Origin of the sequence: Mesorhizobium sp. WSM4306, assembly GCF_007003975.1 — a bacterium.
In the GTDB taxonomy this organism is placed as follows: domain Bacteria; phylum Pseudomonadota; class Alphaproteobacteria; order Rhizobiales; family Rhizobiaceae; genus Mesorhizobium.
Map to the genome: position 1 here is coordinate 466,659 of NZ_VFTC01000001.1, position 13,055 is coordinate 479,713.

The 13,055-nt window shown below is 63.5% G+C and carries 10 protein-coding genes and 1 tRNA gene; 7 read left to right on the forward strand and 4 right to left on the reverse strand.

Annotated features, from left to right (window positions below; all coding sequences use genetic code 11):
• The first annotated feature begins 5 nt into the window (after window positions 1-5).
• From FJV77_RS02375 to FJV77_RS02395, 5 genes are all read left to right on the forward strand, one after another.
• Complete coding sequence (locus FJV77_RS02375) at window positions 6-968, forward strand: CoA ester lyase (RefSeq protein WP_142865241.1); 963 nt, start codon at window positions 6-8, stop codon at window positions 966-968.
• 18 nt (window positions 969-986) lie between these two features.
• Window positions 987-2,174, forward strand: a complete 1,188-nt coding sequence (locus FJV77_RS02380; RefSeq protein WP_142865242.1) for a malate--CoA ligase subunit beta — start codon at window positions 987-989, stop codon at window positions 2,172-2,174.
• A 15-nt stretch (window positions 2,175-2,189) separates the two neighbouring features.
• Entirely contained in the window at window positions 2,190-3,089 is a 900-nt protein-coding gene (gene sucD, locus FJV77_RS02385) for a succinate--CoA ligase subunit alpha (RefSeq protein WP_142865243.1), read from the forward strand.
• A gap of 88 nt (window positions 3,090-3,177) precedes the next feature.
• Complete coding sequence (locus FJV77_RS02390) at window positions 3,178-4,146, forward strand: D-glycerate dehydrogenase (RefSeq protein ID WP_142865244.1); 969 nt, start codon at window positions 3,178-3,180, stop codon at window positions 4,144-4,146.
• Window positions 4,147-4,182: 36 nt separating this feature from the next.
• Window positions 4,183-6,858: a phosphoenolpyruvate carboxylase gene (locus tag FJV77_RS02395; protein ID WP_142865245.1), complete on the forward strand. Its 2,676-nt coding sequence runs from the start codon at window positions 4,183-4,185 to the stop codon at window positions 6,856-6,858.
• A gap of 31 nt (window positions 6,859-6,889) precedes the next feature.
• Here the strand turns inward: FJV77_RS02395 and FJV77_RS02400 are convergent, their stop codons facing one another.
• A complete protein-coding gene (locus FJV77_RS02400; RefSeq protein WP_142865246.1) occupies window positions 6,890-9,328 on the reverse strand; it encodes an FAD-dependent oxidoreductase in 2,439 nt (812 codons plus the stop codon).
• Window positions 9,329-9,536: 208 nt separating this feature from the next.
• The gene (locus FJV77_RS02405) at window positions 9,537-10,475 is read right to left on the reverse strand and encodes a TauD/TfdA family dioxygenase (RefSeq protein ID WP_142865247.1); all 939 of its coding nucleotides are present in this window, start codon (window positions 10,473-10,475) and stop codon (window positions 9,537-9,539) included.
• A gap of 141 nt (window positions 10,476-10,616) precedes the next feature.
• On the opposite strand from FJV77_RS02405, the gene FJV77_RS02410 reads away from it, so the two are divergent.
• The gene (locus tag FJV77_RS02410; protein WP_142865248.1) at window positions 10,617-10,919 is read left to right on the forward strand and encodes a hypothetical protein; all 303 of its coding nucleotides are present in this window, start codon (window positions 10,617-10,619) and stop codon (window positions 10,917-10,919) included.
• Between the two features lie 12 nt (window positions 10,920-10,931).
• On the opposite strand, the gene FJV77_RS02415 is transcribed toward FJV77_RS02410, so the two are convergent.
• Window positions 10,932-11,717, reverse strand: coding sequence for a hypothetical protein (locus tag FJV77_RS02415; protein ID WP_142865249.1), 786 nt, complete (start codon window positions 11,715-11,717; stop codon window positions 10,932-10,934).
• A 170-nt stretch (window positions 11,718-11,887) separates the two neighbouring features.
• Window positions 11,888-11,972, reverse strand: a tRNA-Leu gene (locus FJV77_RS02420).
• Between the two features lie 334 nt (window positions 11,973-12,306).
• Here FJV77_RS02420 and lipB point away from each other — a divergent pair.
• Window positions 12,307-13,050, forward strand: a complete 744-nt coding sequence (gene lipB, locus FJV77_RS02425; protein WP_142865250.1) for a lipoyl(octanoyl) transferase LipB — start codon at window positions 12,307-12,309, stop codon at window positions 13,048-13,050.
• Window positions 13,051-13,055 lie beyond the last annotated feature (5 nt).

The following is a 13,055-nucleotide window of genomic DNA, read 5'->3' on the forward strand; positions in this document are numbered from 1 at the left end:
CGACGATGAGCCACACCATCAACCATCTGAAGAAGCTGCGGCTGCAGCGCTCAGAACTCGCCGTTCCCGGCTCCAGCCCGGAGATGATCGACAAGGCGGCGAACAGCGCCGCCGACTTCATCTTCCTTGACATCGAGGATGCCGTCGCCCCGCCCGACAAGGAGCGTGCCCGCAAGAACATCATCCAGGCGCTCAACGACATCGACTGGCGCGCCAAGGGCAAGACCGTCTCGGTGCGCATCAACGGCCTCGACACGCACTACATGTATCGCGACGTGGTCGACGTCATGGAACAGGCCGGCGACCGGCTGGACACGATCCTGGTGCCGAAGGTCGGCGTGCCGGCCGACCTCTATATGGTCGAGGCCATGGTCAACCAGATCGAGATGGCCAAGGGTTTCAAGACCCGGGTCGGCCTCGAGGCGCTGATCGAGACTGCGCTCGGCATGGCCAATGTCGAGGCTATCGCCGCGACACCCGGCCGGCTGGAAGCCATGCATTTCGGCGTCGCCGACTACGCGGCGAGCTGCAAGGCGCGCACCGTCAACATAGGCGGGCTGAACCCCGACTATCCCGGCGACCAGTGGCATTTCGCGCTGTCGCGCATGACCGTCGCCTGCCGCGCCTATGGCCTGCGCGCCATTGACGGGCCGTTCGGCGATTTCTCCGATCCGGAAGGCTACATCGCCGGCGCCAGGCGCGCCGCCGCTCTCGGCATCGAGGGCAAATGGGCAATCCATCCCTCGCAGATCGCGCTCGCCAACGACGTCTTCTCGCCGCCGGAAAAAGAGGTCACCCGCGCCAGGCGCATCCTTGAAGTGCTGAAGGAGGCGGAGGCGCAGGGCAAGGGAGCGGCCGCCCTCGACGGCAAGATGATCGACGCCGCGTCGGAGCGCATGGCCCGCAATGTTCTGGTGGTCAACGAAGCCATCGAGCGCGCCGGCCACGCCCGCGTCGCCACGCACTGACTTTTTTGGGAGGACAAAATGGACATCCACGAATATCAGGCCAAGGAACTGCTGGCGCGCCATGGCGTGCATGTGCCGCGCGGCGGGCTGGCCTACAGCCCCGAGCAGGCGACTTACCGGGCGCGTGAGATCGGCGGCGCCAAATGGGTGCTGAAGGCGCAGGTTCATTCCGGCGCACGCGGCAAGGCCGGCGGCATCAAGCTCTGCGCCAATGACGAGGAAATCTCCAACGCCGCCGAGGCCATGCTCGGCCGCAAGCTGGTGACGCAGCAGACCGGTCCCCGCGGCAAGCTGATCTCCCGGCTTTATCTCGAGGAAGCCGTCGACATCGCGCAGGAGCTCTATGTCGGCTTCGTCCTCGACCGCAAGGAGGAGCGTGTCATGATCGTGGCCTCCGCCGCCGGCGGCATGGAGATCGAGGACATCGTCGAGAAGGCGCCCAATTCCATCCTGCGCACCTCGGTCGATCCCGGCGTCGGCATGCAGCGTTTTCAGGCGCGCGAAATCGCCTTCGGGCTTGGCCTCGACCACAATCTGATCGGCAAGGCGACCGAGACCATCTTCAGCTGCTACCAGGTGTTCCGCGACTACGACGCCTCGATGCTGGAGATCAATCCGCTGGTGGTGACCCGCGACGGCAATCTGATCGCGCTCGACGCCAAAATGTCGTTCGACGAGAATGCGCTGTTCCGCCGGCCGGAAATCTCGGAGCTGCGCGACAAGAGCCAGGAAGACCCGCGCGAGACCTTCGCCAGCGACCGCGGCCTCTCCTATGTCGGCCTCGACGGCAATATCGGCTGCATCATCAACGGCGCCGGGCTGGCCATGGCAACCATGGACATGATCAAGATCGCCGGAGGCGAACCCGCCAACTTCCTCGACATCGGCGGCGGCGCCTCGCCCGAGCGTGTGGCGAAATCCTTCCGCGCCGTGCTCGGCGACAAGAATGTCGAGACCATCCTGGTCAACATCTTCGCCGGCATCAACCGCTGCGATTGGGTCGCCGAAGGCGTCATCAAGGCAATCCGCGAGGTCGGCGTCAACGTGCCGCTGGTGGTGCGGCTCTCCGGCACCAAGGCTGAGGAAGGCCGTCGTATCCTGGCTGATTCCGGCGAGGCGGTAATCGTTGCCGACACGCTGGCCGAAGCCGCCGAAAAAGCCGTCGCCGCCTGGCGCGCGGCCGCCAAAAAGAAAAAAGCAGCCTGAGGGAGGTCGAACAAAATGGCAATTCTGCTCAACCGCAGCACCCGCGTGATCGTGCAAGGATTCACGGGCAAGATAGGCAGCTTCCATGCCGAGGACATGAAACGTTACGGCACCAAGCTTGTCGGCGGCGTTACACCCGGCAAGGGCGGCCAGAAGCATCTTGGCCTGCCCGTCTTCAACACGGTGAAAGGCGCGGTGCGCGAGACCCGCGCGGAGGCGAGCATCGTGTTCGTGCCGCCGCCCTTTGCCGCCGATTCGATTATGGAAGCGGCCGACGCCGGCATCAAGCTCTGCGTCTGCATCACCGACGGCATCCCCTCGCAGGACATGATGCAGGTCAAGCGCTACATGATGCGCTACCGCTACGAAGACCGCATGCGCCTGATCGGCCCGAACTGCGCCGGCGTCATCACGCCCGGACAGGCGCTGATGGGCATCATGCCTGGCAGCATCTACCTGCCCGGCCGCGTCGGCATTGTCGGCCGCTCCGGCACGCTCGGCTACGAGGCCGCGTCACAGATGAAGGCGCTCGGCATCGGCGTATCCACAAGCGTCGGCATCGGCGGCGATCCGATCAACGGCTCCTCCTTCAAGGACATGCTGAAGCTGTTCGAACAGGATGACGAGACCGACGCCGTTGTCATGATCGGCGAGATCGGCGGGCCGCAGGAAGCCGAAGCCGCGATCTGGGCGCGTGACAATATGAGGAAGCCCCTGATCGCCTATATCGCCGGCCTCTCCGCCCCGAAAGGCCGCCGCATGGGCCATGCCGGCGCCATCATCTCTGCCTTCGGCGAGTCGGCGCAGGAGAAGGTCGAAATCCTGAAGGAAGCCGGCGTCACCATCGTGCCGACGCCGTCTTCCTTCGGCGAGGTCGTGGCCGACACGCTGTCGCGGATGAAGAAGGCGGCGTGAGGCCTGGGCGGACGAAGCCCGCATAGAGCAATGTGAAATTGGGGCTGGCGCCAGGCATCGCCAGCCCCCTCGACCGGCAGGATGTCAGATGAAACCGCGTTTGATTGTTACCCGCAAATGGCCGGCGCCTGTCGAAGCGATCCTCGCCGAACGCTTCGACACGACGTTCAACGCCAGCGATACGCCATTGAGCCCGGCAGCGATGACATCCGCCTTCGCGGATTACGACGCGATCCTGGCGACGGTCAGCGACCGCTTGCCTGACACGGTGTTTCCCGACAGTTCCGCCCGCACCCGGATCATCGCCAATTTCGGCGTCGGCTTCAGCCATATCGATGTCGCCGCCGCCCGCGACCGCGACATCGTGGTGACCAACACGCCGGGCGTGCTGACCGATTGCACCGCCGACCTGGCGCTTAGCCTGATATTGGCCGTCGCACGCCGGACCGGTGAAGGCGAGCGCCAGTTGCGGGCCGGAGAATGGCGCGGCTGGTCGCCGACGCACATGGCCGGCGCGAAAGTGTCGGGCAAAACCCTTGGTATTGTCGGCATGGGCCGCATCGGCAAGGCAACGGCCAGGCGCGCGCATTTCGGCTTCGGCATGAAGATCGTGTTCTTCAATCGCTCAGCTGTCGACGACGAGGAGACACGCGCCATGGGCGCGGTGCAGATGCAGACTATGGAAGGGCTGCTCGCGGCATCCGACTTCGTGTCGCTGCACTGTCCGGGCGGCGCGGAAAACCGCCATCTCATCGATGCCCGCAGCCTGCGTCTGATGAAACCCGGCGCATTCCTGATCAACACGGCGCGCGGCGATGTCGTCGACCAGGATGCCCTGATCGGCGCACTGGAAAGGCATGAGATCGCAGGCGCTGGTCTCGATGTCTTTGCCGAGGAACCGGCCGTTCCGGAGGCGCTGAAGCGGTTGGAGAACGTCGTGCTGTTGCCGCATCTCGGCAGCGCGACCGAGGAAACGCGCGTGGCGATGGGCATGAAGGTGGTGGAGAACCTGATCGCCTTCTTCGAGGGTCGCCCGGTCCCCAACCGGGTCGCCTGACAGAAGGCGCCGCCCTCGGCCCCGGAGGAAAGCGTTTTGGAACAAAGCAAACCTATCAGGTTTCGCGAGGACGAGCGCAGCCTGCTGTTGCGGCTGCTGCTTCAGGTCGCCAGCGCGCGCGAGCCCGAGATCGCCGCGGTTCTGAGCGGGCGGAGGTCGCTTGTGTCGCTTGCCCCGCAACAGCGCATCCCGGCGTTGCAGGCTAGCGGCGTATGGTTCCAGTTGCTGGCGATCGCCGACGAATTGCTGGCCATGCGCACGCGCCGCGAGCTCGAACAGGGCGCGGGCGCCGACGACGTGCCGGGCTCCTTCGCCAGCGTGATCGCGCAGATGGCGGCGAACGGGCACTCGGCCGCGGACGTGCAGACTGCACTTGATGAGCTTTGCGTCGGGCCGACCATGACCGCCCACCCGACAGAGGCCAAACGCGTCACGGTGCTGGAGATCCACCGCCGTATCTATCGCAAGCTGACCGAACTCGACCAGCCACGCTGGGCTCCGCGCGAACGCGATCTGTTGGTCGCCGATCTTGAAAGCGAGATCGAGCTGCTGTGGATGACGGGCGAGCTCAGGCTGGAGCGCCCAACGGTCGAACGCGAAATCGCCTGGGGCCTGCATTTCTTCCGCGAAGTCATTTTCGAGGCGACGCCACAGCTCTACGGCAAGCTTCAGGACGCCTTCCAGCACCACTATCCCGGAGCACCGGTCAGAATCCCTTCCTTCATGCGCTATGCCTCGTGGATCGGTGGCGATCGCGACGGCAATCCGAACGTCACCACCGCCATGACCGCTCATGCCCTGGCCGAATACCGCAACACCGCCATTGGCTGGTACCTGACGCAAATGCAGCGGCTGGTGACGGTGCTCAGCGCCAGTTCGAATGTCGTCGATCTGCCGGCCAGTTTCACGCCGCTTCTGCGAAAGGCCCTCGACAAAAGCGGACAGGCGCATGACATCGCCGCGCGCAACCCCGAAGAACCGCTTCGCCAGTTCGCTTCGGCCGTGTTGGCCCGGCTTGTGGCCACACGCGACGGCGGGGTCGCCGCCTACCCCTCCGCGGAGGCGTTTGGCGCTGATCTCAGTGGGCTGGCTCTCGTCCTCGAAGCGATCGGAGGGCGCGCGGTAGCCAGACGTTTCGTCCAGCCGCTGCTCTGGCAGATTGGAAGCTTCGGCTTCCGGACGGTCTCGCTCGACATCCGGCAAAACTCCACTGTCGTCAATCGGGTACTGGCCGAGCTTTTTGCGCTGGAAGACCCAGTCATGCCAGCCACGCCGCAATGGTCGGCGCGCATCCGCGCCGCTCTTGGCCAAAGCGAGCGGTTGGAGATCGACGCGGACCGGCTCTCGCCCGAGGCAAGGGAGCTGCTTGCGACACTCTCTGTCATCGCCGACCACGTCTCGGGCTCCGATGCCGATGCCGTTGGCTGTTTCATCCTCAGCATGACCCGCTCGGTTGACGATCTGCTCGCGGTTTATCTCTTGGCGCAATATTGCGGTCTCTCGACCGGGCCCGGCAGCGACGGCACGATCAGCCTGCGGATCGTGCCCTTGTTCGAGACCATCGCCGACCTGCAGGCCGCCCCCGGCATCCTGAGCGGATTGCTCGACACTGCCCTGGTGCGGCGCACGGTGCGGGATTTTGGCGCGCGCCAGGAGATCATGCTCGGCTATTCCGATTCCAACAAGGATGGCGGTTTCCTCGCCTCCAATTGGGAACTGGCCAAGGCGCAAAAGCGCCTCACCGCCGTCGGCCGCAAGCACAAGGTCAGGATCAGTTTCTTTCACGGCCGTGGCGGCTCCGTCAGCCGTGGCGGCGCGCCAACCGGCCGGGCGATCGCGGCGCAGCCGGCAGCCACGGTCGCTGGAGCCATGCGGGTGACGGAACAGGGCGAGGTCGTGTCGTCGAAATTCGCCAATCGCGGCACCGGCCTCAACCAGCTCGAGATCCTCGCCGCCGCCGTGCTGGCTCACAGTGCCGTGTCGCCCGGCGACGCCGAAACGAAGCAGACACCCGAATTCGACGAAGCGCTGGAAGCGCTGGCCGGCATGTCGCAGGCCTCCTACGCCAGGTTGATGGCGGAGCCGGGTTTCCTCGACTATTTCAATCAGGCGAGCCCTGTCGCGGAACTGGGGCTCCTGAAAATGGGCTCACGGCCGGAGCGCCGCTTCGGCGCCAACGGCATTGCCGACCTGCGCGCCATTCCCTGGGTGTTCGCCTGGAGCCAGAACCGCCATCTGCTGACCGGCTGGTATGGCATCGGCAGCGCGCTGAGCTCCTTCGTTACCGTACGCGGCGATGCCGGGCGAGACCTTCTGGCGCGCATGTTCGAACACTCGCGCTTCTTCCGCCTGATCGTCGATGAGGCCGAGAAGACACTCTACCAGTCCGACATGGAGATCGCCCGGCTCTATGCCGGCCTGGTGTCCGACAGCGATGCGTCGCAACGCATCTACATCCGCATTCTTGCCGAATACGAATTGACACGACGCCTGATCCGCGACCTCACCGGGGGCGATCTTTCCGTGCGCTTTCCGATGTTCAAGCGGCGTTTCGACAGCCTGCGGCGTCAGATGGACGACATTCACCGGCTGCAGGTCGATCTGCTGCGTGAAGTCAGGGCAAGAACCGGCACGGCGGATCAAAAGCGGGCGACCGACGCCCTGCTCGTATCGATCAATTGCATCTCGGCGGGGTTGGGCTGGACGGGATAGGCCCGGTTTCGCTGACTGTGCTCTGGGTCCCTCACATACGCCCGCGCGCGCCTTCCGGGTCATAGGTAGAGTCGGCGATCACCCGTGCCGGGCGCCGCTCGCCGAGAATTGAAACCTCCAGCGCCGTGCCCGGCGTGCCAAGCTCCAGCGGCAGCAGCGCCAATGCTATGTCGTGGCCAAACGTGTAGGAGTAACCCGCCGATGTGACGCGGCCGACAAGGCTGCCGTCGCGATAGACGCCCTCATAGGCAAAGGCGCTTGCCCCATCCGTGTCGATGGACAGCGTCACGATCCGGCGTGCCGTGCCCTGCTTTTGCTTCGCGACCAGGGCGGCGCGGCCGATGAAGTCTCCCTTGTCGAGCCTCACGAAGCGGTCGAGACCGCTCTCCCAGGCCGACAGTTCGAGATTCATGTCGCGGTACATGGCGCGGAAAGACTTGTCGAGACGCAGCGATTCCAGCGCCTGCAGCCCGACCAGCCTGAGCCCGTGCGCCTCACCTGATGCCAGAAGCGCATCCAGCAAATGCCGTTGATAACAGAGCGGATGATAGAGCTCCCAGCCGAGCTCGCCCGAATAGTTGACGCGCATCAGCCGCACGTCGCTGGCGAGAGCGACGGTCGCCGACTGCACGCTGAACCAGGGGAAAGCGTCGTTCGACAGATCGATCTCCGTCAGCGGCTGCAGAACGTCGCGCGCCATGGGCCCGACCACGGTGAAGCTGCCGCGATCGTTGGTGACATTGCGCAGTTGCACACTGCCGTCCTGCGGCAGCAGCCGGTTCAGGTCGTCGTAGTTCCAGCGCTCGGCACGCGGCGTCGAGACCAGGTAGAACAGGTCTCTCCGTAGCCGCGCCACGACATACTCAGCCTGCACACCACCGGCCGGCGTGAGATGATGGGCGAGCGCGATGCGGCCAAGGCGCGGCAGGCGATTGGCGAGAATCCCGTCGAGCCAGCGCTCGGCACCCGGGCCGCCGACCTCGAATTTCGTCATCGGCGTCATCTCGACCAGGCCGACGGCCTGCCGGACAGCCTGGACCTCTTCGCCGACATAGCTGCCCTTGGCGGTCCAGCGCCAACTGTACGAATTGCGTGCCTCGACGCCCGAAGGTGCGAACCAGCTTGGCATTTCCCAGCCGTTCAGCACATCCCACACGGCACCGAGCTGGCTCAGGCGGTCGTAGGACGGAGCTGTTTTCTGCGGACGTGCCGCCGGCATGTCCTGGCCCGGATAATGCTGTGTTGCGTGGGTGCCCCAGGCTTCCCGCACCTTCTCCCGGGTCCAGCTCTTGTTGGCATGGTCGCCGAAGCGCCGCGGATCCAGCTCCGCCGTATCGATACTGTTGCCGCCTTCGACAATCCGCTCCGAAAGATAGTGGCCGATCGCTCCGCCCCACAGGATGCCGCCCGGCACGCCTTCGGCGAGCCAGACATTCTGAAGCCCCCAGGCCGGCCCCATCAACGGCAACTCGTCGGCCGTCATCTGGAACGGTCCGCGTACATTTCTCTTGATGCCGGCGCGCCCGAGCGCTGGCACGAGTTCGCTCGCCCGTTCCCAGTTCCAGGAGACAGCCTCGAAATCCTCATCGAGCAGGTCGGCGCCGAACCATTCCGGCACGCCGTTCTCGGCGAACAGCTTGAGCCGTTCGGTGCGCTCGTAGGGGCCGAACAGCAGCCCGTCTCCCTCTTCGCGCAGGTACCCCTCGTAACCCTCGTCCCTCAGGATCGGCATTTCCGGAAGGCCCTGCCGCTTGCGCTCCGCGACTTCGGGCACCGCGTCGGTGATCCAGTACTGATGCACGATCGGAATTGCCGGAATGTCGAGGCCCAGCATGGCGCCGGTCTGGCGTGCATAATTGCCGGTGGCGAGGATTACGTGTTCGCAGACCATGTCGCCGCGGGAGGTTCTGACCTTCCACTCACCGCCCGGCATCCGGTCGAACCCCGTCACTTCGGTGCCGAGATGGATCTTCGCGCCGAGGTCGCGTGCACCCTTGGCCATGGCCTGGGTCACGTCAGCGGGCGCGATGTGACCGTCATCGGGATGATAGAGCCCGCCCAGCATGCCGCTGTTGTTGAGCAGCGGCCAGATTTCTCGCGCCTCGGCGGGCGATACGATCCGCGCCCGTATGCCCTGGACCTCGGCAACATCGATATAGCTGCGGTATTCGTCGAGCCGGTCGCGCGTGTTGGCGATGCGCAGCTGGCCGCATTTGCGCCAGCCGACCTTCTGGCCGGTTTCGGCTTCGAGACCCTCATAGATCTCAATGGATTTGGCGATCATCCGCCCGACGCTGAGACTGCGGGCATAGGAGGGTATCAGCCCCGCCGCATGCCATGTCGAACCGGCTGTGAGCTGCGTCCGCTCAAGCAGCGCGACATCGCTCCAGCCGCGCTTCGCCAGGCCGTAAAGAATACCTGCGCCGACACAGCCGCCACCGACGACCACCGCACGAACGTTGCCCAACATACGCGATGCCCCTGAATGAAATTGTCATGGGCACTATAGGTAAGCGCGACACCGTCGGTCACGCCATTTGCGACGCCGACGTGGCGGTTGGAATGCTTCCTTCGGTGGGTGGTGGCCGAGACACTGTCGCGGATGAAGAAGGCCGCCTGTACGGCGGCCCTCGAGTTCAACCGCTCTCGGGCGGCCCAGAGGTCAAGCAGCCCAGGCCTTAGGCAGCCTTGTCGGTCGCGGGCTTCGCAACCTTAGTGCGGGTGGCGCTGCGGCGGCCGTCGACGCTGACGGGAATGTCGCCGTCGACCGTGGCGCGGCGCACCACCCGGTGCTGATCGCCATAGTCGTTGACTGCATAGTGCTGCGTGGCCCGGTTATCCCAGATCGCCACATCGCCGGCTTTCCAGCGCCACCGGATGGTGTTCTCCGGCGCCGTGACATAGGACTGGAACACCTCGTAGAGCCGCGCTGAATCGCTTTTGGAAAGACCGATCAGCCGTTGCACGAAATTGCCGAGCAAAAGCGTGCGCTCGCCTGTTTCGGGATGGACGCGGACGACGGGATGCTCGGTCTCGTAGATCGTCGAGGTGAAGACCTCCTCAAAGTGCTTCTTTTCCGCAGCGCTCGCACGCGGCCGGACCGCGGCGTAGTCGTAGACGTTGCTGTGAACCGCCCAGAGATTGTCCGCCAGCAGCTTCAACGGCTCGGGCAGGTCCTGGTAGGCGGCGGCGGTGTTCGACCAGATGGTGTCGCCACCGGCCTGCGGTATGACGACGCCGCGAAGAACGGAGAATTTCGGATAGGCGTCAACGAAGGTGACATCGGTATGCCATTGGTCGGCGCGACCGCCGCCGCGGCTTGAATCGAGCTCAAGAATGGACGCCGTTCCCTTGACGGGACCTTGGGTCGGATGCGGCACTAGGTCGCCGAGACGATGCGCGAAGCGCTCCTGCTCGGCATCGTCGAGATGCGCCTGATCGCGGAAAAACACCACCTTGTGTCGCAGAAGGATCTGGTTGATCGCCGCTACGGTCTGCTGCGGCAGGTCGCCGGAAAGCCGTATGTTTCTGATCTCCGCGCCGACACGTCCCGTCAGCGGGACAACATCGGCTTCCGGGATGATCTGATCGACGAGTTTGGTCATGGGAACCTCCATTCGCTAAAATCGCTGGCGCAATTTTTGCCGAGGAGACGAAGGCCCCGTCAGAACTTAGCGACCAGTAACGAGATCACATCCAAACATAATTCTACAAATTCCATAGAAAAAGTCTTTCAAAGTTCAGCGGCTCGGAGAAAAATGCCATCTGCTCAAGCTCGTTCTCGTAGCCATCGGCGGCATGAAGCGCGCCGGCAATGGGCGATTCCAAATCGTACCGACTTTGCCAGGGAGGCATATGGGGAAGCTTTTCAACAGCGTGAGAAGCCGTTTCAGGACAGAGGAGCTGCGCTGATACGAGAATACATCGCCCGTTGGGATGATGTCGGTTTGCTGACTCTGGATAGCGGCGGTCTCGATCGCCTTGTCGTTAAAAACAACAAACCGAGAGCGGCTTACGCTGCTCGCATAGGGTTACAATTTGAGCGGCTTCTTGCGAAGTGAATGTAAACGCCGTCACTGCACGCCTCCCGTCGTATCAAGCCATCGGTTGAGATAGCTTTTGTCGATCATATTGCTGGTGACTCGCCGCATGGCTTCGTCTAACCGCATCCAGTCCGGGCGTTTCGTCTTGTCTGTAATAAACCAGTAGTTCACCACAAGGTCTCCGTGGACCCAATACTGTATATTGCACTCGGAAGAATATACTGACGGAAAGCAAAAAAACTGTAGCGGAATGCCACTCGGCTCTGTGTAGGATTTTGGTGCTATATATTCTCCGGAATCGTCTCCCGAGGGATTGAGCCTCGTAAATCCTTCCGGCGTGATCCCCGTTTTCCCCTCGGCAGCTGCACTACTGGCCCTCTGCAATTTCTTTTCATAGAGCGATTTTTCGATACCCTTGCTGTAGTACAGCTCGAATCGCCGTACAGTTGGCTCGTCAGCCCGGAAGCCAAGCGCAATGTTGAGCTCCGGGAGATGTCCTGGGTCGAAGTATAGCGACCGGGCGAGGATCGGCTCCTCGGCACAGGTCGATTCAGTTTGTCGGACTGACTTCCGGGATCGCGGTGGATAGACGACCGGGTTGGCGTTGACGGGCACGTGCAGAAGCACCTTGGGCTCGCCCGACATCTGATTGACAAGGTAGACGTCCACGGTATCACCGAAGCACTGCTGATCAATTTGAATGCTCTCTTCGAGAAGCGATTCAGCTGCAAGCAGACGATCGCTATCGGTTATCACCCAGAGACCGACGAGCATCACCGGCGCGCCGATTATCGACGCGAGTCTGCTGATGCTCATGCGAGCCCCTCCCCAAAACAATAGAACCTCGCCGACCGTTGCTATCAGGTCGCGCATGTCATGTCTTGGAGGTGGTGTGTCAGTCACGCCGGCAGTTTTGCATAGGCCTTTGGGCAAAGCCAATTCGGTGAAGGGACTTAGAAACGCAAGCCGCGTTCTAGGGAAAGTTTTGGTGCGGTCGAGAAGACTCGAACTTCCACGGGTTGCCCCACAGCGACCTCAACGCTGCGCGTCTACCAATTCCGCCACGACCGCCCGTGGTAGGAGCCGGAACGAACCGGCTCGCGGCGTGTAGCAAATCGTTTCCGGCGAAACAAGGGCGCGGCGCGCAATAATCGCCGGGAATTGGCATAACGGTCGGGAAGGCCAAAGTGCAGGGCGAACTGGACGTTTCAGCTGGATACCGCCATATGAAAGGGCAAATGCATTCCGCCCCAGGCCTGAAGCGGTTTTGGAAGCCGGCGTGCATTAGAGCGTGATCCCGAAAAGTGGGAACCGGTTTTCGCAAAAGATCACGCTCCAGCAAAGAGACTGATCAGGATGACGATTCAACGAAACGTCATTTTGATCGAGCGAAAAACGAAAAGCCATGACAGAACGCAGCCAGATCGCCACGTCGTTCCTGCCCTTGCCCGGCTCAGCACCGGTCGAATGGCGCATCGAGCCCGGCCTGACCGGCTACACCGATGCGCTTGCCCTGATGGAAGCACGTGCCGACGCGATCCGCACCGGTGCCGCCGCCGAATTGGTCTGGCTGGTCGAGCACCCGCCGCTTTACACCGCCGGCACCAGCGCCCGCATCGAGGACTTGATCGATCCCGACCGTTTCCCGGTCTTTGCCGCAGGACGCGGCGGCGAATACACCTATCACGGACCCGGCCAGCGGGTCGCCTATGTGATGCTTGACCTGAAGCGCCGGCGCGAGGACGTGCGCGCCTTCGTCGCCGCGCTCGAACAGTGGATCATCGGCACGCTTGCCGCCTTCAACGTGCGCGGCGAACGCCGCGAGGACCGCGTCGGCGTCTGGGTGGTGCGGCCCGACCGCCCTTCCCTGCCCGATGGCTCGCCGGCCGAGGACAAGATCGCGGCCATCGGCATCCGCCTGCGGCGCTGGGTCAGCTTTCACGGCATCGCCGTCAATGTCGAACCGGATCTCAGCCATTTCAGCGGCATCGTGCCCTGCGGCGTGCCGGACCACGGCGTCACCAGCCTCGTCGATCTCGGCCTTCCCGTGACCATGGCCGATTTCGACATGGCGCTGAAATCCGCATTCGAGGATGTTTTTGGCGCGGCCGAGGGCATGTCTGCCGAACCGGCGCGCAAGGCCGGCTGACCTCT